This is a genomic window from Acetobacterium sp. MES1 (assembly GCF_002237635.1).
Lineage (GTDB): Bacteria > Bacillota > Clostridia > Eubacteriales > Eubacteriaceae > Acetobacterium > Acetobacterium wieringae.
Map to the genome: position 1 here is coordinate 98,353 of NZ_MJUY01000054.1, position 26,422 is coordinate 124,774.

A 26,422-nucleotide genomic window follows, 5' to 3' on the forward strand; every position below is an offset into this window, starting at 1 on the left:
ATTGATTTTAAGTGGATGGGTATTTGATTGCAACACTTCTGCGAGTTTAGTATAATGAATGGCAAAGAAACGATTATCACGAAAATCGAAAGGATAGTCATGATGGATTCCAAGAATAAACGAATAAAACAAATGCTTACGAATTTTCTGATGATCTTTGTGCCGGGACTTCTGATTGTGACCATTTTTGCCGGGATTTTTATCAACATCAATATCGAAAATGGTAAAAATATCATTAAAATCAGACAGTTAAATAACAGCGAAATTGTTGGCGTCAACGTCAATTCAATTTTTGAAGATATCAAGTCAGATGGAAACATTATTTTAAATTCCAGTGAGATCAGAGCTTATGTGGGCAATATGACGGATGCCAATGTTCAGCACGAATTGAAACGGATCTTTTCCAATATGATGACCAACAAAAAAATCTATGATTCCATCCGGTATATCGGTGTCGATGGCTACGAAAAAGTTCGGGTCAATGAGGTCGAAAATGGTACCATGGCAGTGGCAGACAGTGAGCTGGAATATAAGGGCGATCAGACCTATTTTCAGGAAGGGATCAAGCTTAACCCCGGCGAAATTTATATTTCACCGATGGATTTAAGCATGAAAAGTGGCGTTGTTGAAACACCACTTAAGCCACTGATGCGGCTGGTGCTGCCGGTGTTCAACGATAAAAACGAACGTCAGGGAATTCTGGTGTTAAACTATCTGGCTAAGAATATGCTGGATCAGATCGAAAATGATTCCAAAAGCAATATGGACATGAAAATACTGCTGTTAAATAATGAAGGCTACTATCTGCTTAGTGAAAACAGCGACAAGGATTTTTCCTTTATGTATGGTGATCAGCAAAGGATCTCATTCAGCCAGGAAAATCCGGAAATCTGGCAGGCTATCCTAAACAAAGGCAGCGGTTATTATGATGACGGCAGAGACCTGTATTTTTACACTCCGATCTATCCCTTAAAAGGCTATCAAAACCTGCATTGGGTCTTGGTTGGGGCTGTACCCCTGGATGTACTGGGGGTTTTCACCAATGAGGATAACCGAACCATTGTGCTCATTGCCGTTTTGTTGATTCTGGTTTTATGTATTATCAGTGTGATTGTTTCATGGTTGTTGCTGATCAGGAAAGAAGCCAGATCCCGGGAAAAAATAACCGATGGCATTTTTAAAAATGCCAAGGAAGGGATTATGATCATGGATGCCGACATGCAGATTGTTTATGTTAATAAGGCATTTTCGACCATCACTGGCTATTCCGAAGGTGAAGCCTTGGGTAAAAAGCCCATTGATTTAAAAACAGCTAAAACGCTTCGGGAGATCTACAGCAAAATCTGGGAGACCGTTAATGAAGAAGGAAACTGGAAGGGTGAAATTACCGATCAACGAAAAGACGGCACCACTTATCCCAAATATATTTCGATCTCAAAAATGTTTGATCGAAAAAGCAATACTCTCAGTAATTTTCTGGAAGTTTTTGAAGATTTAACCAGTGTCCGAATTACCGAAGAGGCCATCAATAAAATTAAACATTATGACGAAGCCACCGGGTTACCTACCCAGGTGCTTTTTGAAATGAAAGTCCGGGAATACATCAAGCAGATTGATCGGATGGCTGTCGTGGTGCTTCAGGTTACAAATTTTAATACGCTGTATGATAATTTGGGAAAAAAATCAGGTGCCATTTTAATCAATGAAGTTTCCCGGCGGATTCAGACTTTTTTGAGCGCTACGGATCTACTGGGAATTCTGCACAAAGACCAGTTTATAATGGCCCGTATCAACAGCAATGATAAGCTGGAAATGGGACATTTAATGAATAAAATGATAACCTATATCAGAGAACCGATCGAAATTGATACCGAGAAGGTTTACTTAAATGTGTCAATTGGAATCGCCGTTTTTCAGGATGACAGCGCTGATCTTGAAAAACTGATTGAATACGCAAATATTGCCAAAAATTATGCGCTGCAAACCGGCGATAATACCTATGTTTTCTATGAAAAAGAAATCCGTGAAAACTATCTCAATAATCTGAAACTGGAAACAGAGCTGCGAAGTGCTCTGGAAAACAATGAGCTCAGTTTAAATTATCAACCTCAGGTTCAGGTCGGCAGCAGAGCCATTATTGCCAGTGAAGCATTGCTGCGGTGGCATAACAAAAATCTCGGCCAGGTCAGCCCGGGGGACTTTATACCCGTCGCCGAAAGGACAAATTTAATCATTCCCATCGGAAATTGGGTTTTGGAAGAAGCCATTCGGCAAAACCAAAAATGGCAACAGCTGACCAATGAACCTCTAGGAGTGGCCGTTAACCTGTCTCCAGTTCAATTTAAAAAATCAGATCTGCCTAAAATCATCAAGGAACTGCTGGAAAAATATCAAATGCCCGCAGAATTATTGGAAGTTGAGATTACCGAGGGAATTCTGGTGGAAAACATGGTCGGAACCGGCAGCCAGTTGGAGCAGATCAAAGCATTGGGGGTTAAGGTTGCCATCGATGACTTTGGCACTGGCTATTCATCACTGAAATATCTGCAGAATCTGAATTTTGACAAACTGAAAATTGACCGGGAGTTTATTAAAGATTATCCGGAAAATGATAGCGGCAGCATTGCCAAGACAATTCTGAACCTGGCTGCCCAATTGGAACTTCACGTGATTGCCGAGGGCGTTGAAACGCACGAACAATTTTTGTTTTTAAAAGAAAATAATTGTCATGAAATACAAGGGTATTATTTTTCAAAGCCGCTTTCGGTTAAGGACTTTGAAATTTTGATCACTGAGCAGAATCAAGTGGATTAAAGAAAAGTATCGCATAATGTGGTATGATTGAAAACGAAGGTGTTGACCTTAAAAAAATGCTTAATTAAGGGCAAGTGTTACGATGATTCCTTTTTATAATCGATGAAAGGGAAGAAACGGTGAAAGGATTCAAATTGACTTTATTAGAAAATATTTTGTCTCCCCAGGATTTAATCGGCCTGTCTGATGCCGAGCTTAAAAATCTGGCCGGGGAGTTACGGAATCGAATTTTAGAAACGGTATCAAAAAATGGTGGGCATCTGGCTTCCAATCTGGGTATTGTTGAAACAACATTGGCCATTCATCGGGTTTTCAATAACCCGGAAGATCAAATTGTATTTGATGTCGGGCACCAGTGTTATACCCATAAATTGTTAACCGGTCGACAACAGGTCTTTAGCAGCTTGCGGCAGTGGAATGGGATTTCCGGTTTTACCAATCGCAAAGAAAGCGATAAAGACGCTTTTGGCGCTGGTCACAGTGGCACCTCGATTTCAGCTGCCCTGGGTCTGGCGATGGCCAATCAGCTGGATGGCAAGGAGAATTATGTCATTGCGGTTGTCGGCGATGGCTCGTTTACCAATGGAATGATATATGAAGCGCTGAATAATTGTAATAAAAAAAATCTGCGACTGATTATAATTCTTAACGACAATGAGATGTCAATTTCAGAAAATGTCGGCGGACTTTCGAATTACTTATCAAAAATTAGAAACAGTCAGAATTATTTCAATTTAAAACACCAGACACAGTCGTTGTTACACAAGATCCCCACCATCGGCGATGGTCTGATTGAAGGCACCCGTAAACTAAAAAAACACATTAAAAAACGGGTGGTTGCCGAGAATTTTTTTGAACATCTGGGCCTCGATTATTTGGGGCCGGTTGATGGTTGTGATCTTAAAAAATTGGAATCGGTACTGAGCGAAGCCAAAAGTAAAACCAACTGCTGTCTGGTTCACGTTCATACCGTCAAGGGAAAGGGCTACGTCCATGCCGAAGAACATCCGGAAATGTATCACTCATCGGGTCCCTTCGACCAGGTTAAGGGGATTGAAAAAAAAGCATCTGAAGATAGTTTTTCGGCTCAGTTTGGAAAAATAATGGTGGCGGCGGCCAACGCGGACGATTCTATTTGTGCGATTACCGCAGCGATGACTGGGGGCACCGGACTGGATCATTTCAGCCTGACCCATCCCCGGCGTTTTTATGATGTCGGGATTGCCGAAGAACACGCCGTCACCTTTGCTGCCGGTCTCTCAGCCAATGGGAAAACGCCAGTATGCGCCATTTATTCAACCTTTGTCCAACGAGTCTATGATCAACTGATTCATGATGCGGCCATTCAGAAGTTGCCGCTGATCATGGCTCTGGATCGGTGTGGACTGGTACCCGGCGATGGCATTACCCATCAGGGAATTTATGATTGTTCTTATCTGTCTACCATCCCGGGAATTGAAATCTACAGTCCGGAGACCTATGATGAAATGAAGCAGAGTTTTGCGACCTGTTTTGAAGCGCCGAAGCTGGCGATCATCCGCTATCCCAAAGGCGCCCAGCAGCAATACGATCGCAGCGGTTTTAATCTTTGCGGCGAGTTTTGTTATCAGGACTTTGATGACACAGGGCGCAACCAGGGAGATCCGGAAATTGTGATGGTCACCTATGGCCGTATCACAAAAAATGTCTATGAAGCAGTCCAATTATTAAAAGCGAACCACCGGATTCGCCTCATCAAGCTGATTCAGGTTTATCCGCTAAATAGCGAAAAAATTCTGTCGCTGATTGGTCAGCCCAGGCTTGTTTATGTCCTGGAAGAGGGCATTCGTAGTGGTGGAATCGGCGAAAAGCTGGCTGCTACCATCGCTCAACATGACGGTAATAAACCTGCTAAGATCCGAATCCGGGCCATCGAAAACCCCCTGATGGAACAGGGCGATCTGGCGGCATTAGATGGCTATTGCGGATTTTTACCACCGCAGATCGCTGCTGAAATCGCAGAAATATCGAAGGCAAAATAAAAACGGCGTAAGCCGTTTTTATTTTGCAATGATTTGCTGGGCATGCCAGAATTATTATCAGATCAGCATTAACTATTTATAGACAGTAATCGACATTGTTTTAAAGACTGCATAAAGCTCACAGCCCTTGCTGATCTTCATGTTTTCCAGCGATTTTCTGGTAATCAGGGACATGATTGGAATCCCGATGTCTAAAATAACTTTGACGCCATCAGCATTATCAATCAGATCCACCACCTGCCCTTTAAAAATATTTCGGGCGCTGCTGGTAAATGGTTCAAGACTGAGAATGATGTCCTCCGGTCGGATCGAAAGCTTAACCGCTCCGGTTAAATCGGTGTGAACATGAATATTGACATCATCAATTTTGACGAATTGATCATCACCTTCCATAAACACCGTGCCCTGATACTGATTGGCGGAACCCTTTGATTTGAGTAAATAATTATCGAACTGGGACTGGGAAATGCGCAGATGCTTGCCCAGGCGATGGGCTTCAAGATCCCCCCGTTTGACCATCTCGTAAACCGTATTCTTGGTAATCTTTAGTTTTTGGCTGATTTCTTCTGGGGTGTATAAAAGTTCGTCATTCACGATGATCGCCTCCTTTTGTTATGTATCGATTGACTAATTGTGAGTTCGGAAAACTTCTGAAAATTTTGAAATTAAGCCAGTCCAGGAAGTAATAAGTTCCTCACAATTCCATGGTTACATCTATTATAACCAATCCTGGGCGAATATTAAAGGATTAAAATGCCCATTTACAGTTAATTAAAGAAAAAACAGGATGTGAATGTACATGAAAAATACAGAATAATCATTTGACTCGGACAATTCTGTTTTGTATAATGGAAAACATCAAAACATAACAAAACATAATGAAAAAAGTGAAAAGGAGAAATGAGATGAAGTTGTTAAAAAGAGGTCTTGTTCTGGTTGTTTTCATGTCTTTGATTTTTGCCCTGGCTGGTTGTCAGCCTGCAGCCAAGGAGGAAAAGAAATCAGAACCGGTAGCACTGACTATTTCTGCGGCGGCCAGCTTAAAGGAGGCCATGACCGAAATTCAGAGTCTGTATTTAGAAGAGTCACCGGAAACCACCTTGACGCTTAATTTTGGTTCGTCGGGATCGCTGGCTCAGCAGATTCAGCAGGGTGCAGAAGTGGATGTCTTTATGTCCGCATCAGCTAAAGATATGACAACATTAAAAGATGCCCAATTGATGAATGACGATACGATCAAGAATCTATTGGGAAATGAAGTTGTTCTGGTCGTGCCAAAAGACTCAACCGCCACCATCACCAGTTTTGATCAATTGGTCGATCCAGCGATTACAAAAATTGGTATCGGTGAACCAAGTAGTGTGCCAGTTGGTCAATATGCAGTTGACGTATTTAATTTTTATAATATAATGGAACAGATTCAGAGTAAAATTATTTATGGTAAGGATGTTAAAGAAGTCCTAACCTGGGTCGAAACAGCAAATGTCGATGCCGGTGTTGTCTATTCAACCGATGCTCGGGCATCGAGTAATGTCAAGATCGCAGCCACTGCTCCGGCTGATTCTCATAAAGCGATTATTTATCCGGCTGGCGTTGTAAAAGCCAGTAAAAATAATGATGCGGCAGTGGCATTTGTAACCTATTTAAGCAGCGATGCAGCAAAAGCAGTATTTGAGAAATACGGTTTTACGATTTTATAAAGAAACTGGTGAGAGCCATCAGTAGTGATCATTTGCCCGCATCATCGCACAGTTTTATGTGGATGCCAGCAAGAAGTAGAGGGAGAAGTTAGAATGGGGTTCGATTTTTCGCCAGCATGGATTTCAATCAAGGTTACCTTGACCGCCACGGCCATTGTCTTTTTTCTGGGGCTGGTAATTGCCTGGCTGATGACCAATTATAATGGTCGCTGGAAGGGCCTGATCGATGGCATTTTAACCCTTCCGTTGGTTTTACCGCCAACTGTCGCCGGGTTTGGGATTTTACTGTTAATTGGCAAGAATGGACCAATTGGCAATTTCTTAGAAATATTTGGAGTCAACATTATTTTTTCCTGGTATGCTGCCGTAATTGCGGCGGTGGTGGTCGCATTTCCATTGATGTATAAAACCACCATGGGTGCCTTTGAACAGATTGATCCCAATATTCTCAGTGCCGCCAGAACCCTGGGCGCCTCAGAAGTCAAGGTATTCTGGCGGGTCGCCGTCCCGGTAGCCCGGCCGGGAATCGCCGCAGCGACCGCCCTGACCTTTGCCCGCTGTCTCGGCGAATTTGGAGCAACCCTGATGGTGGCTGGCAGTATTCCCGGAAAAACGGAAACCATTCCCATTGCCATTTATTTTGCCACCCAAGGTGGCGAGATGCAGGTAGCGTTGATCTGGGTGCTGATTATCTTTGCCATTTCGTTAACGGTGCTGGTGATCAATAATTATTGGGAGAGTCGCAAAAAGAAACAGCAACGGGGCTTTGGAGGTTAATCGATGGCGTTTATGATTGACATAAAAAAGAATTTATACGATTTTCAGCTGGCAGTAAAACTCCAATCGGAGGAAGAGATCATCGGTATTCTAGGTGCCTCCGGGTCTGGCAAAAGCATGCTTTTGCGGTGTATCGCTGGATTGGTGAAACCCGATCAAGGCCAGATTATCATTAATGGAAAAACCTTTTTTGATTCGCAAAAAAAAATCAATTTATCGATGGGAGCAAGAAAGGTGGGGTTTCTCTTTCAGAATTATGCCCTCTTTCCCAACATGACGGTGGTTCAGAATATTGCCTTTGGCTTGGATCATTTGCCGAAAAATGAAAAAAAACGACGTGTCGATGCGTTAATGGAAAAGTATCATTTGGGTGATATTGGTAATCGCTACCCGACTCAAATATCCGGGGGGCAGCAGCAGCGGGTAGCGCTGGCCAGAGCAGTGGCAGTTGAACCGGATATTCTTTTGCTGGATGAACCTTTTTCAGCACTCGATGTCCATCTTAGAAATCACATGATGAAAGAAATGGTCGAATCACTGAAAGAATTTACGGGATTAACCCTGTTTGTCACCCACAACCGCGAGGAAGCCTACCGGCTGGCTGACCATATCGCCATCTTTAATACCGGGAAGCTGGAAGTATTGGGACACAAAGACGTGATTTTCAAGCATCCGGCCTCGTTGGAAACGGCTAAAATTACCGGCTGCAAAAATCTAATCAAGGCCCGCCGCTGCTCTGATTACCTGTTGGATATTCCAAAATGGGGTGTAACGATGCAAACCACCATGAAAATTGCAGCGGAATCCGGCTATATGGGGATTCGGGCCAATCAGGTTAAGTTTGTGAATACATCAGAATATTCCGGGACTAATTGCTTCAAGGTGTATATCGCCGATGAAAGTGATGGCCCATTTCGAACCTCGCTATATCTAAAAATTGGCTCCCCAGCCAAAAGCCTGGATGATTATCATCTTCAGGCGGAGATCAGCAGAGAAGAGCGGGATCGTCTATTTGATCAAGCGCAACCATACGAGATCGAGATCAACCCGGAATCCGTATTTTTTGTAACCGAATAAAACGAGCCGGAGACGGTCTCATTGTCAGAAAAAAAGAAATCAGCTTTTGTTGATTTCTTTTTTGTTTGCAAAAACAAGGGATCAAAGCATTGCTTTAGAAAAACAGTGGGTATATAAGGAATGATAAAGAAGTTTGAAAGGCAGGAAAAGACGATGATGATGGAAAAGCTGTCACGGTTGTTGCATGAAAATCAGGGACGTTATGATAAAGGCTTACGGTTGCCCCAGATACCGCCGATCAAATCAGTATGGGTAGTCGGTCAATCAAGCCCGACTATCAAAGCTAAAAAGAAGCTGGTTCCTGCAGCGGAGCTCATTATGAAAAGTGGATTTAATGAAATCATTAATGCTTATGATTATTTTTTTGAAAATCCCAGTGATCCTGAGGGGGTTCATCAGGTGCGGGTGCGGATTCGCAGGTTTCGGGCTATTCTGGCTTTTTTTGCGCCGCTATTTAAGGCCGAACACTATCAACGGCAACAGGATACGCTCAGACAAATGGCCGGGCAATTCGGTGAAGTAAGACAATTGGATGTGTTGCTGGAAGGGATTGCCGAAATCGAAAAAGAGAGCGTTTTAGAGATCGATTGTTTTGGGGAAATAAAAAGTTTCCTAAAAGAAAAACGGGAAGCGGCCTTCGACCATTTAATGGTGGCACTCAAAACCGATGACTTTGCCCTGGAGTTACTGGACATCTGGATCTGGAAACTCAATGAGCCTTGGGACGAAACGGCGTCGGATTTGCATGGTTCGATCAAAGACTATACAAAAAAGCAGATTGCCAACTGGCACAAAAAAATCAGGCGGAGCATGAAAACGCTGGAGATAGAGGATCAGCAGGCCATTCATCGGGTGCGCATCAAGAGTAAAAAACTCCGCTATGTTATTGAGCAGCTGTCTTCGATTCTTGATCAAAAAAACCGCAAATCGATGAACGCCTTTGAAAAAATGCAGGATGATCTGGGCTACTATCACGATGTCTTTGCCAACCAGCACCTGCTTGAACAACTGGTCGCAGATTGTGAAGATTGTCAACTCCACTACCAGGCCGGCATCATCATCGGCTGGCAGATGATGGCGGGCAATCGCAAGATCAAAAAGTTTATTAAATAGGTGGATAGGGGAGACAAAATAAGCAGTACCGACAATTGTTACATCATGTTGTGACCTAGGGGTCAGACCCTACGCATCGGAGCGGACATGGCATAGCCTGTCCGATTCTGCGCGAAGGCAACGAGCCAATCACAAGCTTGCTTGTAGTTGGCGACTGCCCGCGACCAATGTGAAAGGAGCGTAGCGGATTTCGCATGGCGCAGCGAACAACAGATTAACAAGGGTCTGACCCCTTGGTCATTGGTCGGTACGGTAGTTCAGAAATAAACGTCAATATTTCAAATAAACTTTACAGTCAGCTTGTCAGTTGTAAAGATACGTGCTATACTTTTAATCATGAAAATCCGATTAAAGGTGGAGGCATAAAAAAGTGAAAGAGCGCTTGTTAAAAATAGAAAAACTCAAAAAAGAAAAAGATGCAGTGATCCTGGCCCATTACTATGTTAATGATGAAATTCAGGAAATTGCAGATTATATCGGTGATTCCTATTATCTCAGCAAAATTGCCGTCGAGCTGCCCCAAAAGGTGATTGTCTTCTGCGGGGTAACCTTTATGGGCGAAAGTGCAAAGATTCTAAGCCCCGAAAAAACCGTGATCATGCCGGAAGCCCTTGCGGACTGTCCCATGGCTCACATGGCATCCCTTGAGAAAATTGCCGAGGTTCGGCAAAACTATGAGGATCTGGCAGTGGTCTGCTATATCAATTCAACTGCCGAAATCAAAAAAGCGGTGGATGTCTGTGTAACCTCCTCCAATGCTTTAAAAATTGTCCGGGCCCTGCCCCAGCAGAATATTTATTTTGTGCCGGATCAAAACCTCGGCCAGTACATTGCCAGCCAGGTACCGGAAAAAAATTTCATCTTCAATGATGGCTATTGTCATGTCCACGACGAAATCATGATCGACGAGCTGGAAGCGGCCAAAGCGGCCCACCCCAATGCCAGGGTGCTGGTGCATCCCGAATGCACAATGACAGTAATCGGCGCTGCCGATTATGTCGGGAGTACTGCCGGAATCATTGACTACGCCACGGCCAGTGATGCCGATGAATTTATTATCGGCACTGAAATCGGCATTTTGTACCAACTCCGAAAAAACAATCCCAACAAAAAATTCTATACCATTAATCAAAACCAGATCTGTCCCAACATGAAAAAGATCACGCTGGCGAAGGTTGCTTATGCGCTGGAAAACGGCATCAATCAAATGGAAGTTGATGAGGATACCCGAAACCGGGCCGTTCTGGCGTTGGAAAAAATGCTGGAACTGGCCAAATAAGGGAGTACCGGCAATGAACGGGAAAACCGATATTATTGTTGTGGGAACTGGCGTATCGGGTTTATTTTACGCCTTGAATATTCCTGTAACCAAACAGGTATTGATGCTCACCAAAGCAGCTGCGGATGAAAGTGATTCGTATCTGGCCCAAGGCGGGATCTGTGTACTGCGGGATGCCGATGATTACAATAGTTTTTTTGAAGATACCATGAAAGCCGGGCATTATGAAAATGATCCGGCCTCGGTGGATGTGATGATTCGCAATTCCCCGCAAATAATCACCGATCTGATTGCACTGGGGGTCGAGTTTGAAACGAAGGATGGCGAGCTGGTTTATACCAGAGAAGGGGCCCATTCCCAAGCCCGGATTCTTTATCATGAAGATCTGACCGGCGCCGAAATCACCAGTAAATTGCTGGCCCAGGTCAAAAGTCGACCCAACATTACCATCGTCGAAAACATGGCGATGGTGGATCTGATCTGTCAGGATAACCAATGTTCGGGGGTGGTGGCCTGTGATCGGGACGGCAGCATAAAGCTCTACCATTCGGACTACGTGGTGCTGGCTACCGGCGGACTGGGCGGGCTGTTTCACAGCTCCACCAACCTGGCTCACCTCACCGGGGATGCCATTGCTATTGCATTAAAACGTCAGATAACGCTTGAAAATATCAGCTATATTCAAATCCACCCCACTACCCTATATTCCCGGAAACCCGGACGTCGGTTTCTGATTTCTGAATCGGTTCGGGGCGAGGGGGCGGTGCTGGTCAATCGCAAAATGCAGCGTTTTGTGGATGAACTACTGCCCCGGGATCTGCTCACCAAGGCGATCCATGAGCAAATGGAACAGGATGAAAGTGATTTTGTCTGGCTGTCGATGCAGGACATGGGCCGGGAGGTCATTACCCATCGCTTCCCCAATATCTTTAAACATTGTCTGGAAGAAGGCTATGATATCACCCGGGAGTGTATTCCGGTTACTCCGGCCCAGCATTATTTTATGGGCGGAATCAAGGTCGACCTCAACAGTCGAACTTCCATGGACCATCTTTATGCCGTCGGTGAAATCAGCTGCAACCGGGTTCACGGCGCCAACCGGCTGGCCAGCAATTCACTGCTGGAAAGCCTGGTCTTTGCCAAACGGGCAGCCCGGGACACCACTGCCAATTATCAGGTCACAAGCGAGGTCAGCCATCCCATTCTTGATCTGACGGAGTATAAAGATTTGGAACAGTTGCGCCTGGCCTATAAAACCATCATTCTGGACGAAATCGAAAGGAGTAAAGTGATTGAACGAATTGATAAAGCTTAATATGGATCCACACCTTTTACAGGCCTTGCAGGAGGACATCCCCTGTGAGGACATTACCACGAATGCGGTCATTGCCGCCGGGATCAAGGCCCAGGTTGAACTGGTTGCCAAAGAGACCGGGATCATTGCCGGTTTGGACGTTTATCGGCGGGTATTTGAACTGCTGGAACCCAGCGCCAGAGTAGAAACCTTTGTCAGTGATGGTGATGCCGTCACCCCTGGTGAGCTACTGGCGATTGTTTTTGCTGATGCCCGAACCCTCCTCTCCGGTGAGCGGACAGCGCTTAATTATCTGCAGCGGATGAGTGGTATCGCCACGCACACCCGAAAACTGGTGAGTTATTTGGCTGGCACCAAAACCAGACTGCTGGACACCCGTAAAACGACCCCCACTATGCGGATTTTTGAAAAATATGCCGTAACCGTTGGCGGCGGATCCAACCACCGCACCAATCTGTCCGATGGGATAATGCTTAAAGACAATCACATCAATGCAGCCGGTGGCGTCAAAGAAGCCGTTGCGGCGGCCAGGACAGCTGCTTCCTTTGTGCGAAAGATCGAGGTCGAAGTTGAAAATCTGGAAATGCTTCGTGAAGCGCTGGAGGCCGGTGCCGACATTATCATGCTCGACAATATGGATGCGGACACCATGAAAGCCGCCATTAAAATTATCGATGGTCGGGCTATCAGCGAATGCTCCGGCAATGTGACGGAAGATCGGTTAAAAGAGCTTGGGCAAATTGGAGTGGACTTTATTTCCTGCGGTGCCCTGACCCATTCTTCGCCAATTCTTGATTTATCGATGAAAAATCTGAAAATCTTATCGGATTCGTTGATGAAAAATAGAAATTGACGGCGCCATCATTGTTCACTATAATTATTGAGACACCCCCGACGCACTTATAAATGCCAGTTTAACAAAAATCTGATTTGAATCATAAATACCAGGAGTGTAAACCATGAAAAAACAACAGCGACAGGCAGACATTGTCAAGACCCTCCGGTCATCCCGGGAACCGGTTTCAGGAACCGCCCTGTCAGAAATTTTTCAGGTCAGTCGGCAAAGCATCGTTCAGGATATTGCGCTCCTGAAAGCGGCCCATTTCAACATCATTTCCACCAACAAAGGCTATATAATCGTTGATCCACCGCCCCGGGAAAAGATCTTCAAGGTGTCCCACAACCATGAAGAAATCGGCGATGAGCTTTATACCATTGTTGACGCCGGTGGCTTTGTCAGAGACGTCTATGTTCTGCACGACATTTATGGAAAAATCCAGGTTGATTTGTTTCTGGCCACCCGGGCCGATGTGGATTCCTTTGTTGCCGGACTTAAAGAAAAAAAAACCAGCCCCCTGATGAAGCTTACCGACACGGTCCATTATCATACCGTGGAGGCGGTATCTGACAGCATTCTTTCGGCGGTTGAAAAAAGTTTAACGGAAAAAGGCTATTTAATCAGCGTCGGGTGATTTTAAAAATAAATATTGGGGTATGAACTATATAGCATACAAAAGAAGGAAGACATCAGGAGGTTTTCCTTTTTTATTTGCACCGGAAAGTTTAGTTCACAAAAATGAAGCAGACTGTCAAAGAAGATAACCCAGTACCGACAATTGTTACATCATGTTGTCTGCATCAAGGCGGACATGGCGAACGCCTGTCCAAGCTTGCGGCAGACAACAGATTAACAATTGGTCGGTACGGTAGTTATTTGAGAACCTCATTCATTTCACAAAAATGAATTGGGATTATTTTAACTAGATATCAACGAAGGGTGGAAAAACAGTGAGTAAAATAGCGTGTCAGCTCTGTCCACATCATTGCAGATTGGATGAGGCAGAGATTGGATTTTGTCGGGCTCGGGTTAACCGGTCGGATGTGATAAGCGACTTGAATTATGGGGTAGTTACTGCCATCGCATTGGATCCCATCGAAAAGAAACCGTTGCGCCATTTTTTTCCCGGCTCCCGAATTTTGTCGGTCGGAAGTTTTGGCTGTAATTTAAGATGTCCATTTTGTCAAAACTACGAAATTTCCATGGCTGGCAGTGAAGAAGCCCATGGTCGGCGGATGACGCCTGAGGATCTGGTCGGCAATGCCCGAAGACTGGTAGGCGAGGGGAATATCGGCCTGGCCTATACCTATAACGAACCGCTGGTGGGGTATGAATTTGTCAGAGATTGTGCCAAGCTGATAAAAAAGAATGGCTTAAAAAATGTGCTGGTCACCAATGGCTGTTTTTGTGAAGCACCAGTCCGGGAAATTCTGCCTGATATTGATGCAATGAACATTGATCTGAAAGCATTTAACCCAAAGTTCTATCAAAAAATCAGTGGTGATCTGGAAACCGTCAAACAGACCATTCGGATTGCCAGTGAGGCCTGTCATGTGGAAGTTACGACCCTGATTGTCCCGGGGGAAAACGACAGTGAGGAAGAAATTAGGGCTTTATCCAAGTGGCTGGCGTCAGTGGGAAAATCAATCCCCCTTCATCTGTCCCGCTTTTTTCCCAGACATGAAATGACCGATCGGAATGCCACCAACGTGGCCCAGATTTATCGACTGGCTGACATCGCCAGAGAGTCCCTGGAAAATGTTTATGCAGGGAATTGTTGAGGCACACCAATGGGACATAAACGTTCAAAAAATCTAAATAGTCGCCTGGCAAAACAATTAAAAGATATCGAACAGCAGATTATACCGGTCACCGTACCGGTCACTGAAACCGAAACGGAGATTCATTCGGAAAAAGCAGTGTATACGTTTTATCTTGATCCGGTTGTTGCCACGGCCCCGCAGGTCGAGGCGGGTGAGATCCACCGATTGGCCCGGGAAGGCTATGGGGGATGGATTGCCGAGGATCCGAAGGAGCCAGAAAGACGGGATGATCTGATGCCGGAGGGCTATTTGCTGCCTGCCGGTAATGAACCGGAACAGCTGTTGCATTTTTTTGCCATCACGGATATTCATATCACTGACGGGGAATTTCCGGCCCACGGAATCTATTCAAAATTTGGTGGTGGCATTGTCTCAGTGTATTCTGAAATGATGCATTATACCACCCATATTTTAGATGGCGCCATTCATTCCATCAACGCCATTCATCATCAAAACCCTCTGGATTTTGGTCTATCCATGGGCGACAACACCAACAACGCCATGTACAATGAGCTGCGCTGGTCGATTGACATTTTTGATGGCAAAGAAATAAATTTGGATTTTGGGGTCAGTCCCAATCCCCGGGTTGGCCCCCGGAAGCCTTTTTATGACGAATTTGCGGCTGTGGGGCTGAATCCGCAGATTCCCTGGTATCAGGTTATTGGCAATCATGATCACAGCTGGCCGGATAAGCCGCTTTTGCCGGTATCGGATGATCCCGCCCGGCGGTTTCTGAGTCGGGCAGAATGGATGAAGGAATTTTTTATAACCGAAACGAAGCCCAGCGGACACGGTTTTAGTCTGGAAAACAGCCAGAGTGGTTTTGCCTGCTATAGCTTTGAACCCCGGGCAGAAAAACCGATCAAGGTGATTGTGCTCGATAACACCCAAAGGGATGATGATCAAAACGTTAAGGGATATGCCCATGGTTCCCTGGATCGGGAGCGTTTTGACTGGTTGGGGCAAGAGCTGGAAGCCGGACAACAAGCCGGTCAGCTGATGATCATTGCCGCCCATATACCCATTGGGGTGGAATATCAGGAACCGCTGACCAGGCCGTTTATGTCATGGAGTACCCTTTCGCCAGTTTCAGAACAAGAACTGCTAAAAAAACTCCAGTCTTATCCCAATCTGATTTTGTGGGTGGCCGGACATCGGCATCGCAATACTGTAACCCCGATAAAGTCTCCGGATGCGGATCATCCGGAATACGGCTTCTGGGTGGTTGAAACAGCATCCCTCCGGGATTTTCCACAAAACTTTCGAACCTTTGAAATTCTCAAAAACAGCGATGACACCCTATCGATTGTTAGCAGAAATATAAACCCGACCATCAGAGAAGGTTCCTTTGCCAGTATCGCCCGGTCTTATGCGGTGGCGGCCCAGCAGCTTTTTAACGGCCGGACGGAACTGCTCCCATCCGGCTCTTATAATGGTGAGTTGCTGGTTAAGACAAAAGCATAACCAACGATCAGCAAAAGCAATGAGCGACAGTAAAAAAAGCGCAGCAGGAAAGGTTTGATACATTGATCAGCCGGTTTGATTACGGACAGACACGGGATTTTGAGAGGCGAACTGACAATTCTTGTGGAGGTAAAAGAGATGGAAGTAATGACGCTGATGGAGAAATTAAAAAACGGCGATGTCATGACTCAAGACATGCGCAGTGAGATTGTCGATTCATATAAACTGATGGATGTGGCTTTGGACTCCATTCTCAACGGACTGATGATCATTGATACCGAACTGCGGATAAAGAAATTTAATCATAAAATTTGTGAGCTGTTTCAAATGGATGAAGCCGCTATTTTAAAGCTGGACATGAATGTGGTGTTAAAAGAGATCGATGTAGTTGGCAATATCCTGATTAATAAACGAAAATTTTCGTATTCGGATATCACCCTCACAATCGGGTCAAAACAAATTGACTGTTTTTTGGATATTACCCCAGTGGTTTTTAATGAGAAGGTCATGGGCGCAGTGCTGGTGATTCGGGAAGCCAAACAGGTGCGCAAAGAAATCAATAAACTGGCAGGTTTTCGGGCCAACTATACCTTTGATAAGATCATCACGAAAAATAAAACGATGCTGGAGCTGATTAATACCGCCCGGCGAATAGCCAAGACAAATTGTTCGGTACTGATTGAAGGTGAAAGCGGTACCGGGAAGGAGCTGTTTGCCCAGTCCATTCATAACGACAGCCAGCGCCGCAACGGCCCCTTTATTGCCATCAACTGTGCCGCCATCCCTAAAGAGTTGGTGGAGAGTGAGTTTTTTGGTTACGAAACTGGCTCGTTTACCGGAGCCATCAAAGGTGGCATGCCGGGAAAATTTGAGTTGGCCAATGGCGGCACCCTGTTTCTTGATGAAATTGGCGAAATTCCGCTGGAAATGCAACCCAAGCTGCTGCGGGTGTTGGATGAAAACAAGGTAATGCGGATTGGCGGCAGTTTTGCCAGGGACTTGGATGTCCGGATTGTTGCAGCCACCAATCGCAATCTGCTCAATGAGATGTCAAAATCGGCTTTTCGTCAGGATCTCTACTTTCGACTCAATGTCATCAATTTACGGCTGCTGCCGCTTAAAAGGCGGCCAGAAGATATTCTGGTTCTGGGCCGATATTTTCTGGAGCAGCTCAATTGCGAAAACAGTGACGTCAAAAAATACTTCAGTAAGGCTTTCGAAGAAAAATTGCTGGCCAATGAATGGAAGGGCAATGTCAGAGAACTCAAAAATATGGTGGAGCGTGGCTACTATTTGTCAGCCGGTGTTTTTATTGATTGCATTGAGGCACCGACAAAAGAGCAGAATGTCATTTTGCCAGTCCGTGACAGTGATGGTGAAACTTTGAGAGATTTGGAAAAAAACAGCATCGAACAGGCTCTTTTTCTCAATAAGGGCAATGCGGTAAAGGCCGCAGAAGATCTTTGCATCAGTCGGGCGACCATCTATCGGAAAATAAAAGCCTATGATATTCACGTGACCAGTTTATAAATGAAGCGAAACGTAAACAGCAGCCCTTTGAAGAAAATTTTAAAAATTTTTTCGAAGGGTCTTTTTTTGGCATGAAACATGCTACAATTAGTTTTGGAAAGAATAGGAAAAATGAAAAGAATAGGGAGGTGAGCGTTTTGGCAAAAGTAAATCTAAGCTTGCAGGTTTTACCGGTAGTACCGGACAGAGAAATATACTATGTAGTCGATCAGGTTATTGAGATGATCCATCAGACGGGCCTCAAATATGTGGTGGGTCCTTTTGAAACATCCATCGAAGGCGAACTGGATGAACTGCTGGACATTGTTAAACGGGCCCAATCCATCTGCACAGAGCATGGAGCCGAGCGGGTGGTTTCAATCGTAAAAATTGATTACAAGGAAGAAGGCGTCACAATTTATGAGAAAGTATCAAAATACCAGTGACAAGGTGATTCCGATCGTATTTCTGCTGACCATTCTGATTCTCTGGGAGGCCGCTGTTAACCTGGGGGTTGTGGAGCGATACGTTTTGCCATCGCCCACTGACATCATCGCGGCGCTGATTGCCAATGGTTCGGATTTGATGATGCACGCCGGAACAACTTTTTTTGAAGGAATGACAGGACTGCTGGTAGCCGTATGTTTATCACTGATTATGGCAATTGTGATGGATTTGTTTCCAGTGGTGAAAAAAGCCATTTACCCGGTACTGGTGATGTCGCAAACCGTGCCGATTATTGTGATCGCACCCCTGCTGGCGATGTGGTTTGGTTTTGGGATTGCCCCCAAAATTTTTGTGGTGGTGCTGGTTTGTTTTTTTCCCATCACGGTCAGTCTGATTGAAGGGCTTCAGAGTGTTGATGGGGAACTGATTAATCTGGTGCGATCGATGGGGGCAAAGAAGCGTCAGATCTTTACAAAAATCAAGTTTCCCAGTGCCCTGCCCTATTTTTTTTCGGGCCTTAAAATTGCGGCTACCTATAGTATTATGGGGGCAGTTATCGGGGAATGGCTGGGTGGAAAGGCCGGACTGGGCGTTTACATGTTAAGAGCCCGCCATGCCTTTGCGTTGGATCTGGTTTTTGCCTCGATTCTGGTGATTGTGGTTTTATCAATTGGACTTTTTTACGGCATTGCCGGGATTCAGAGGGTCATGATGCCCTGGGAAAAATTAAAGGAGGAAGAGGAATGAAAAAGAAAATCATCTTATTAACACTGGGAATTCTACTGATTGCATTAACCGGGTGTACAACAAAAGAAAGCGAGAAAATAACGGTGGTTCTGGATTGGGTTCCCAATACCAATCACACCGGTCTTTATGCGGCGAAGGAGCTTGGCTATTTTGAGGCCGAAGGGCTTCAGGTGGAGATTATTCAACCCAGCGAAGGCGGCTCAGCGGATCTGATTGCGGCCGGTCAGGGAGAGTTCGGAGTCAGCTATCAGGAACAGGTGACCTACGCCAGAACCGCTGCAAATCCCCTGCCAATTAAGGCCATTGCTGCGATTATCCAGCATAACACATCGGGCTTTGCTTCGCCGGTGGATCGCAACATTGTCAGTCCCAAAGATTTTGAAGGGAAAAAATACGGCGGCTGGGGTTCGCCTATGGAAGTTGCCACCTTAAAAGCCCTGATGGAAGGGGCAAAGGCTGATTTTAGCAAGCTGGAAATCGTCGATGTGGGAGCGATGGATTATTTTACCGCTGTTAAAGATCATGTCGATTTCACCTGGATCTTTTATGGCTGGGATGGAGTTGCCGCCGAGCTTAAAAACGAACCGCTGAATTTTATTAAACTTCAGGATGTCGATAAGAACCTGGATTACTATACCCCAGTCATTATTGCCAACGAAGACTATCTGGCCAAGCATCCGGAAACGGCTAAAAAATTTCTGCGGGCTGTCACCAAAGGCTATCAGTACGCCATTGAAAACCCGGAAGCCGCTGCGGATCTGTTACTGGTTGACAACCCCGAAATTGATCGCGACCTGGCGGTGGCCTCGCAAAAATATCTGGCCGCTGAATATCAGAGCGATGCCGAAAAATGGGGTTTGATGCGTTTAGATATCTGGGAAAACTATGGCAACTGGATGTATAACCAGGGCTTGCTGGAGAACCAGTTAAATGCCGACGAGGCCTTTACCAATGAATACCTGCCAGAATAAATGTGTACTCAAGGTTTTGGGGGTTACCAAAGAGTATAATCATAAAAATATTATACAGAACATTAATATTCATCTGAATCAGGGTGAGTTTGTCTCGATTCTGGGCCCCAGTGGCTGCGGTAAAAGCACGCTCTTTAATGTGATTGCCGGACTGTTGCCCCCGGAAGATGGCCAGGTTTTTGTAAATGAGAAGGAGGTAACCGGGGAAACCGGAAAGGTCAGCTATATGTATCAGAAGGATCTGCTGCTGCCCTGGCGCAACGTCATTGACAATGCCATTTTACCACTTGAAATTCGGGGCATTCCGAAAAAGGAAGCCCGGGAGACGGTCAAAGCGATGCTGTCGATTTTTCAACTGGCAGACGATGGGAAAAAATATCCCATTCAATTGTCCGGTGGGATGAAACAGCGGGTGTCACTGTTGCGAACCACCATGTTTTCACAGGAGATCATGCTGCTGGACGAACCCTTTGGCGGACTGGATGCCATTACCCGGATGAAGATGCAGGCATATCTGCTTGAGATACTCAATAAAATTAAAGGGTCGGTCTTGTTTATTACCCACGATATTGATGAGGCCATTTTCTTATCAGACCGGATCTACATCATTAACGGATCACCGGCCCAGATCGTTAGCGAAATGGTGGTGCCGATTAAACACGCCAGTCCCGAGGAAATGATGACCGCAGAAGCATTGCGTCAGCTGCGTAGTGACATTCTAAAATGTCTGTAAATCTCCAGGCGAGCAATGCTCGCCCTGAAAACCGGATAATTATTGTGAATAGAAGCACATCAACTTGTTAATAAACTACCGTAGCAGTCTCATTTTTGAGACTGCTTTTCTCATTTTGAGACGCCAATTCTCATAATGAGAAAGAATTGTTCCAGGATCGGTTGGGTAAAGGCGCTCGGAAGCAGAAAGCAGCACCGTTTACGTAAACGTTTAAACAACTAGCCGATTCATCGGTTATGGCATGAATATTGCTTAACATATAGACAACATGAAATCAAGGAGGTTAGAATATGGCGTTAAAAGCAGCATTTATTTTTATTGCTCCCAATGCAGATCCGGCCATTCACCGGTCGGCGGTTGAAACGGAACAGGTCACCCTGATCGCTGTTGGGGTATCGTCCTACGAAGCAGCAGTTGCAGCAGCGGGGCAGTTGGTTGATGAAGGGGTGGTCGCTTTCGAGCTCTGTGGTGGCTTTGGAAATCGGGGGACGGCCATGGTCAGTGAAGCCGTCAAAGGAAAAGCCGCCGTGGGGGTCGTGCGTTTTGATATTCACCCCGGTTTGGATAATAAAAGCGGGGATGATCTTTTTTAACAGCATGACCACAGCAATTCACGTCAGGAGGTGTTTCTTATTAAAAAATTTATCATTGAATTTGGCATGGGGATGGACTTTCATGGTCAGGATGTTAATAAGGCGGCGGGAAAAGCGATTAAAGACGCCATTTCCCGAAGTTGTCTGATTGGTTTGAATCAGATCCATGGTTTAACGGAAGAAAGTCTCAATGAAAAAATGATGATCGAGGCAATTATTGGGGTGTCCCGGCCTGAAGATTTAAACATTGAGATGTTAAAAAAACTATTCCCGGTGGGAAAGGTAACCATTCAAGCCAGGAAAGGAGGATTAACAACAGCCGGTTTATTCTTTCCCGGTTTTGGCGATACCGACGATACCATCGAAGCCGCCATTGTGTGCGTAACGGTGAGTGTGTAGCGGAAGGTAGGTTGCAAACCTACAAAAAACCTGATAATGTGTGGTGTTATCGACGTAACAACAGACAAAGCGCATCATCGTTTAAAAAAAACTTAGCAAAGCAGATACAAAGGAGGAAATATTTTGAAAATCTCAAACGAAACTATCATTGAAATGTATGAAAAAATGGTAAAGATCAGGAAGTTTGAAAATAGAGCCATGAATCTTTTTGCTGAAGGTCAGGTTGGCGGATTCGTTCACCTTTATATTGGTGAAGAAGCAGTGGCAACAGGCGTTTGCGCAAGTCTACGGGACGATGACTACATCACCAGTACCCATCGGGGCCATGGACATATTTTAGCCAAAGGCGGCGATATGAAATACATGATGGCCGAGCTTTTTGGCAAAGAAACCGGATACTGTAAAGGCAAGGGCGGCTCGATGCATATCGCCGATGCCACCAAAGGAATTCTTGGGGCCAATGGGATTGTCGGGGCTGGCCATAATATTGCGGTAGGTGCCGGACTGGCAGCACAATATAAAGGAACAGATCAGGTTTGTGCCTGTTTCTTTGGGGATGCCTCCACCAATCAGAGTACCTTCCATGAAGGACTGAACCTGGCCAGTACCTGGAAGCTGCCGGTTATCTTTATCTGCGAAAACAATGGCTACGGAATATCTGTGAGCCAGGCCCGTCATCAGAATATCACCGATATTTCCCAACGGGCAGTGTCTTATAATATTCCGGGGATTACGGTGGACGGCAATGATGTTTTTGCGGTTTTTGAAGCGGTTCAGGAGGCCGTTGCCAGAGCCCGTAAAGGTCAGGGACCAACCCTGATTGAATGCAAGACCTATCGCTGGCGGGGACATTTTGAAGGGGATCCGACGGTGTACCGTCCCGAAGGTGAGCTGGAACAATGGAAGAAAAAAGACCCCATTCCCAGAGCCGAAAAATATATCCTTGATAATCAGGTGATGACTCAGGCGGAAATGGATCAGCTTAATAAAAAAATTGATGCTGAGGTTGAAGAAGCCGTTGATTTTGCCCTGGCCAGTAAATTCCCTGATGTTGCATCCGCTGTTTTAGATGTTTATACCGATATAGTAGAGGAGGGACGAACAAGATGAGAGAGCTTACGTATGGTCAAGGAATCAAAGAAGGTATGCGTATAAAAATGCTGGAAAATCCGGATGTCTTCATTTTTGGCGAAGATGTTGGTCTATTCGGGGGCTGTTTTGGTGTCACCTCCGGCTTATTTGAAGAATTCGGCGAAAAACGGGTGCGTGATACCCCAATCTCGGAAGGGGCCATTATCGGTGCTGCCGTTGGTGCGGCAGCGGTTGGCTTGCGACCGATTCCCGAGCTGATGTTTGTTGACTTTTCCACTGTCGGGATGGATCAGCTGGTTAACCAGGCTGCTAAAATGCGTTATATGTTTGGTGGTAAATTAAAACTGCCAATGGTAGTACGACTACCGTCCGGTGGTGGGGTGGCAGCGGCAGCCCAGCACTCCCAATCACTGGAAGCCTGGTTTACCCATGTGCCGGGTTTAAAGGTCGTTTATCCCTCGAATGCCCAGGATGCCATCGGATTGATGCTGACAGCCATCGATGATGATAACCCGGTAATTTATCTGGAAAATAAAACCCTCTATGCGGTGACCGGTCAGGTTGAAGATGAAGTCAAACCAATTCCACTGGGTAAAGCCAATATCAAGCGGGAAGGGAGTGATGTCACCATCATTACCTATGGCAAACAGGTATACGACTCCCTCAAAGCAGCTGAGCTGCTAGAAAAAGATGGCATTGATGCTGAAGTCATCGATTTACGTTCCCTCTATCCGCTGGATAAAGAAGCGATCTTTAAATCGGTCAAGAAAACCCATAAGGTGGTCATTGTCTCCGAAGAAGCTAAACGGGGCAGTTATGCCGGTGAACTGGCTGCGATTATTGCCGATGAGTGTTTCTATGAATGTGATGCTCCGATTAAGCGGGTTTGCGCATTGAACACCCCGATTCCGTTTTCTGGCAATCTGGAAGCCTATGTGTTGCCCAATGCCGACGATGTGGTTGAGGCGGTTAAATCGTTATTCTAAGGTGGGTAATTGAATCGGCCAGACGGGCCAGGGTTCTGGAAATAGTGGAGTGCACAGCGATGATCTTATTTCCAGAACTTTTTTTAAACAAAAGACAGAAAAAGGTGGTGGACATATGAATTCAATTGGAATCATTGCCAATCCGGCATCCGGGAAAGATATCAGGCGGCTGGTTTCCCATGCTACGGTGATTGATAATAACGAAAAGATCAATATTGTTGAACGGATTATACTGGGAGCCCAGCAAAATGGCGTCAAAAAAGTATACATGATGCCAGATCCCTATAATATGGGCTATCGGGTGGAGGATAAGCTTAAAACCTCCGGCGAGCTTAAATGTGAGATCGAAGTGTTTGATTTTTATAAGGAAGACACCGTGGAAGATACCTATAAAGCGGTGCAAATGATGAATGAGAAAAACGTCGGCTGCATTGTCACGTTGGGAGGTGACGGCACCAATCGGGCGGTGGCTAAGGATATTAAGGAAATCCCGCTGATTTCCATCTCCACAGGGACGAATAATGTCTATCCGGATATGATTGAAGGAACCATTGCTGGCATCGCAGCGGCCGTGGTCGCTTCCCAACAATTTGATAAAGCGGCTTATTCAAATAGAGATAAGATTATTGAGATTGAGACAGCGGGGCAACTTAAGGATATTGCCCTGATCGATGCGGTGATTTCCCGGGATATCTTCGTGGGTTCCCGGGCGATCTGGAAAGTTGAGGATATTGAGAAAATATTTGTGGCCCGGAGTCATCCGGCCTCAATTGGTTTTTCGGCGGTGGTGGGGGGAAAAACCATTATCACCGAAGCGGACAATTTTGGTGCTTATGTCAGCATTGATAAAAATGCCCCCAAAATTAAGATTCCCATGGCAGCGGGGATTGTGTTGCCAATTGGTACCAGTGAGCCGGTGTTTTTAACGTTTGGCGAAGTCTATACCTTTACCACCTATTGTCGGGGCACCATTGCCCTGGATGGGGAGCGGGAAATTGAATTTCATCAGAATCAGACCTTTACCTTTAAACTAAGCCGTAATGGGCCCTGGCATGTGGATGTGAAAAAAGCCATCGAAGTGGGACAGCAAAACGGATTTTTCAAGGTTTGATGAAATTAATATAGTGCCGTGAGCTTTACGATCAGTTTCGCACGAAACAATTGCTACACTGTACGGCGTACAGTTCTATGAACTGTTCGCCTACACGTTACACAATTGTTTTCGTGAAGGCAACGAGCCAATCATAAGCTTGCTTGTAGTTGGCGACTGTCCGCGAACCATGAGAAATTCGCTTTGCGATTTCTTATGGTTGTGGAAACTGATCGTAAAGCAATCAGTGTTCGATTCTTTTATTTTCATAAGTTATTAGATGATTCAGAATTACAGGAGGAATGCATTATGGCCAAGTTTTTAGTGATGCCCAAGCTGGGATTGACGATGACTGAAGGCAATATTGCCAACTGGCGAAAAGCAGAAGGCGACAGCGTTGCGATGGGCGAAATCATCTTTGATGTGGAAACCGATAAAATAACCAAGGAATTTGAATCTCCGGGGGCTGGCATCATCAGAAAGATACTGGTCGAAGAGGGCACCGTGGCAGTGCTAAAACCGATTGCCATTCTGGGAACAGCTGAAGAAGATATAACTGCATTGCTGGCCGAGGCCGAAAATTTGACTGACAGCCCAGCCAGCGAAGTTAAATCCACCGCAGCAGAACCGGATTCGGTGGTTGCTACATCATCGCAACCGGTCGCTGGGGGCCGCATCAAAGCATCAGCCCGAACCAAAAAAATTGCGGCTGAGCAAAATATCGATCTTGCCCAGGTAGCCGGGACGGGCCCCCAGGGGGCCATTACGGAAAAAGATGTTAATGAGTTTGCGTTAAGAGCAAAAACAGCAGCCCCCAAAATATCGCCGACGGCCGGGGTGATTGCTGATGGTTTAGGCATCGATCCGGGACAGATTAGCAAGGACGGCCGGATTATGAAGGCCGATGTGCTGGCTTTTAAACAAAAAGCTGATTTACTACGATTTGCCGATCCACAGGAGAGTAGCAAACCGATGTCGGCGATGCGAAAAATTATTGCCAGCCGGATGTCAGCCAGCCAGGAAACGGCTGCTACAGTTAATTACAACCAGCGGGTGGATACCACCGCCATGAAACAGCTAAGGGAAGAATTAAAAAGCTCTGCCAAAATTACCTATACCGATATTCTGGTCAAGATTTTAGCCCGGGTGCTGTTGGAGTTTCCGCTTTTAAACAGCTCGATAGTCGGCACTGACATTGTCACCCGCAATTATGTCAATATTGGGGTGGCGGTTGCCCTGCCGGATGGATTGATAGTGCCGGTGGTCAAATTCGCCAATAAATTAGATCTGGGCGAGATTTCCCGGGAAATCAAGGCCCTGGCCGAAAAAGCCCGAAACAATGAACTGGAAAGCGATGAAATTACCGGGGGCACTTTTACCATCACCAATATTGGGATGTATGGCATGGAATCCTTCACGCCGATTATTAATCAGCCTGAGGTGGCCATATTAGGGATTAATACCATAATCGACACCCCGATGGTGGTGGATGGCCAGGTGGTTATTAAACCAATGATGAACCTGAGTTTAACAGCTGATCACCGGGTGGTTGATGGCTCGGTGGCGGCGCAGTTTGTTGCCCGTCTCAAGGAGCTCATTGAAAAACCGGGACTTCTGCTCTTGTAATGGAGGTG

General features: G+C 45.6%; 24 protein-coding genes. 23 read left to right on the plus strand and 1 reads right to left on the minus strand.

Translation table 11 applies throughout. From position 1 onward, the window contains the following. Positions 1-54 precede the first annotated feature (54 nt). Positions 55-2,814 carry a bifunctional diguanylate cyclase/phosphodiesterase gene (locus BI182_RS15050; protein WP_286809096.1) on the plus strand — a complete coding sequence of 920 codons (2,760 nt, stop codon included), beginning with the start codon at positions 55-57 and terminating at the stop codon, positions 2,812-2,814. Between the two features lie 119 nt (positions 2,815-2,933). Further along, positions 2,934-4,835, plus strand: coding sequence for a 1-deoxy-D-xylulose-5-phosphate synthase (dxs, locus tag BI182_RS15055; protein ID WP_286809098.1), 1,902 nt, complete (start codon positions 2,934-2,936; stop codon positions 4,833-4,835). A gap of 72 nt (positions 4,836-4,907) precedes the next feature. Here the strand turns inward: dxs and BI182_RS15060 are convergent, their stop codons facing one another. Further along, positions 4,908-5,429: a helix-turn-helix domain-containing protein gene (locus BI182_RS15060; protein ID WP_070370001.1), complete on the minus strand. Its 522-nt coding sequence runs from the start codon at positions 5,427-5,429 to the stop codon at positions 4,908-4,910. 311 nt (positions 5,430-5,740) lie between these two features. Here BI182_RS15060 and modA point away from each other — a divergent pair, with 311 nt between their 5' ends. From modA to BI182_RS15165, 21 genes are all read left to right on the plus strand, one after another. Continuing rightward, positions 5,741-6,535: a molybdate ABC transporter substrate-binding protein gene (modA, locus tag BI182_RS15065; RefSeq protein ID WP_070370002.1), complete on the plus strand. Its 795-nt coding sequence runs from the start codon at positions 5,741-5,743 to the stop codon at positions 6,533-6,535. A 93-nt stretch (positions 6,536-6,628) separates the two neighbouring features. Next, complete coding sequence (modB, locus tag BI182_RS15070; protein ID WP_070370003.1) at positions 6,629-7,312, plus strand: molybdate ABC transporter permease subunit; 684 nt, start codon at positions 6,629-6,631, stop codon at positions 7,310-7,312. A gap of 3 nt (positions 7,313-7,315) precedes the next feature. Then, positions 7,316-8,389, plus strand: a complete 1,074-nt coding sequence (locus tag BI182_RS15075) for a sulfate/molybdate ABC transporter ATP-binding protein (protein WP_070370004.1) — start codon at positions 7,316-7,318, stop codon at positions 8,387-8,389. A gap of 153 nt (positions 8,390-8,542) precedes the next feature. After that, entirely contained in the window at positions 8,543-9,502 is a 960-nt protein-coding gene (locus BI182_RS15080; RefSeq protein WP_286809102.1) for a CHAD domain-containing protein, read from the plus strand. Between the two features lie 370 nt (positions 9,503-9,872). Next, a complete protein-coding gene (gene nadA / locus BI182_RS15085) occupies positions 9,873-10,781 on the plus strand; it encodes a quinolinate synthase NadA (RefSeq protein ID WP_228881437.1) in 909 nt (302 codons plus the stop codon). Positions 10,782-10,794: 13 nt separating this feature from the next. Next, positions 10,795-12,096, plus strand: coding sequence for an L-aspartate oxidase (locus BI182_RS15090; protein ID WP_286809104.1), 1,302 nt, complete (start codon positions 10,795-10,797; stop codon positions 12,094-12,096). A gap of 1 nt (position 12,097) precedes the next feature. Then, a complete protein-coding gene (gene nadC, locus BI182_RS15095) occupies positions 12,098-12,949 on the plus strand; it encodes a carboxylating nicotinate-nucleotide diphosphorylase (RefSeq protein ID WP_353744783.1) in 852 nt (283 codons plus the stop codon). Positions 12,950-13,055: 106 nt separating this feature from the next. Next, entirely contained in the window at positions 13,056-13,568 is a 513-nt protein-coding gene (locus BI182_RS15100; protein WP_070370009.1) for a transcription repressor NadR, read from the plus strand. Positions 13,569-13,884: 316 nt separating this feature from the next. After that, positions 13,885-14,715 (plus strand): AmmeMemoRadiSam system radical SAM enzyme, encoded by an 831-nt coding sequence (gene amrS / locus BI182_RS15105; RefSeq protein WP_341465145.1) that lies wholly within the window; start codon positions 13,885-13,887, stop codon positions 14,713-14,715. Positions 14,716-14,724: 9 nt separating this feature from the next. Further along, the gene (locus BI182_RS15110; protein WP_228881458.1) at positions 14,725-16,221 is read left to right on the plus strand and encodes a metallophosphoesterase; all 1,497 of its coding nucleotides are present in this window, start codon (positions 14,725-14,727) and stop codon (positions 16,219-16,221) included. 138 nt (positions 16,222-16,359) lie between these two features. After that, the gene (locus tag BI182_RS15115) at positions 16,360-17,751 is read left to right on the plus strand and encodes a sigma-54 interaction domain-containing protein (RefSeq protein WP_228881460.1); all 1,392 of its coding nucleotides are present in this window, start codon (positions 16,360-16,362) and stop codon (positions 17,749-17,751) included. 137 nt (positions 17,752-17,888) lie between these two features. Continuing rightward, positions 17,889-18,176 carry a thiamine-binding protein gene (locus tag BI182_RS15120; protein ID WP_286809110.1) on the plus strand — a complete coding sequence of 96 codons (288 nt, stop codon included), beginning with the start codon at positions 17,889-17,891 and terminating at the stop codon, positions 18,174-18,176. After that, complete coding sequence (locus BI182_RS15125) at positions 18,151-18,924, plus strand: ABC transporter permease (protein WP_286809111.1); 774 nt, start codon at positions 18,151-18,153, stop codon at positions 18,922-18,924. Before BI182_RS15120 ends, BI182_RS15125 begins: the two co-directional genes overlap by 26 nt. Then, positions 18,921-19,895 carry an ABC transporter substrate-binding protein gene (locus tag BI182_RS15130; protein WP_250934661.1) on the plus strand — a complete coding sequence of 325 codons (975 nt, stop codon included), beginning with the start codon at positions 18,921-18,923 and terminating at the stop codon, positions 19,893-19,895. The genes BI182_RS15125 and BI182_RS15130 overlap by 4 nt, the downstream gene beginning before the upstream one ends. Further along, entirely contained in the window at positions 19,876-20,628 is a 753-nt protein-coding gene (locus tag BI182_RS15135; RefSeq protein ID WP_070370015.1) for an ABC transporter ATP-binding protein, read from the plus strand. Before BI182_RS15130 ends, BI182_RS15135 begins: the two co-directional genes overlap by 20 nt. A gap of 290 nt (positions 20,629-20,918) precedes the next feature. Beyond that, positions 20,919-21,221, plus strand: a complete 303-nt coding sequence (locus BI182_RS15140) for a DUF6506 family protein (protein WP_070370016.1) — start codon at positions 20,919-20,921, stop codon at positions 21,219-21,221. Positions 21,222-21,251: 30 nt separating this feature from the next. Then, positions 21,252-21,620, plus strand: a complete 369-nt coding sequence (locus tag BI182_RS15145; RefSeq protein WP_228881468.1) for a Lin0512 family protein — start codon at positions 21,252-21,254, stop codon at positions 21,618-21,620. Positions 21,621-21,773: 153 nt separating this feature from the next. Beyond that, complete coding sequence (locus BI182_RS15150; RefSeq protein ID WP_070370061.1) at positions 21,774-22,730, plus strand: thiamine pyrophosphate-dependent dehydrogenase E1 component subunit alpha; 957 nt, start codon at positions 21,774-21,776, stop codon at positions 22,728-22,730. Then, positions 22,727-23,698, plus strand: coding sequence for an alpha-ketoacid dehydrogenase subunit beta (locus BI182_RS15155; protein WP_286809115.1), 972 nt, complete (start codon positions 22,727-22,729; stop codon positions 23,696-23,698). The genes BI182_RS15150 and BI182_RS15155 overlap by 4 nt, the downstream gene beginning before the upstream one ends. A gap of 115 nt (positions 23,699-23,813) precedes the next feature. Then, positions 23,814-24,809 carry an ATP-NAD kinase family protein gene (locus BI182_RS15160; RefSeq protein ID WP_070370018.1) on the plus strand — a complete coding sequence of 332 codons (996 nt, stop codon included), beginning with the start codon at positions 23,814-23,816 and terminating at the stop codon, positions 24,807-24,809. 288 nt (positions 24,810-25,097) lie between these two features. Beyond that, entirely contained in the window at positions 25,098-26,414 is a 1,317-nt protein-coding gene (locus tag BI182_RS15165) for a dihydrolipoamide acetyltransferase family protein (RefSeq protein ID WP_286809116.1), read from the plus strand. Positions 26,415-26,422: the final 8 nt, after the last annotated feature.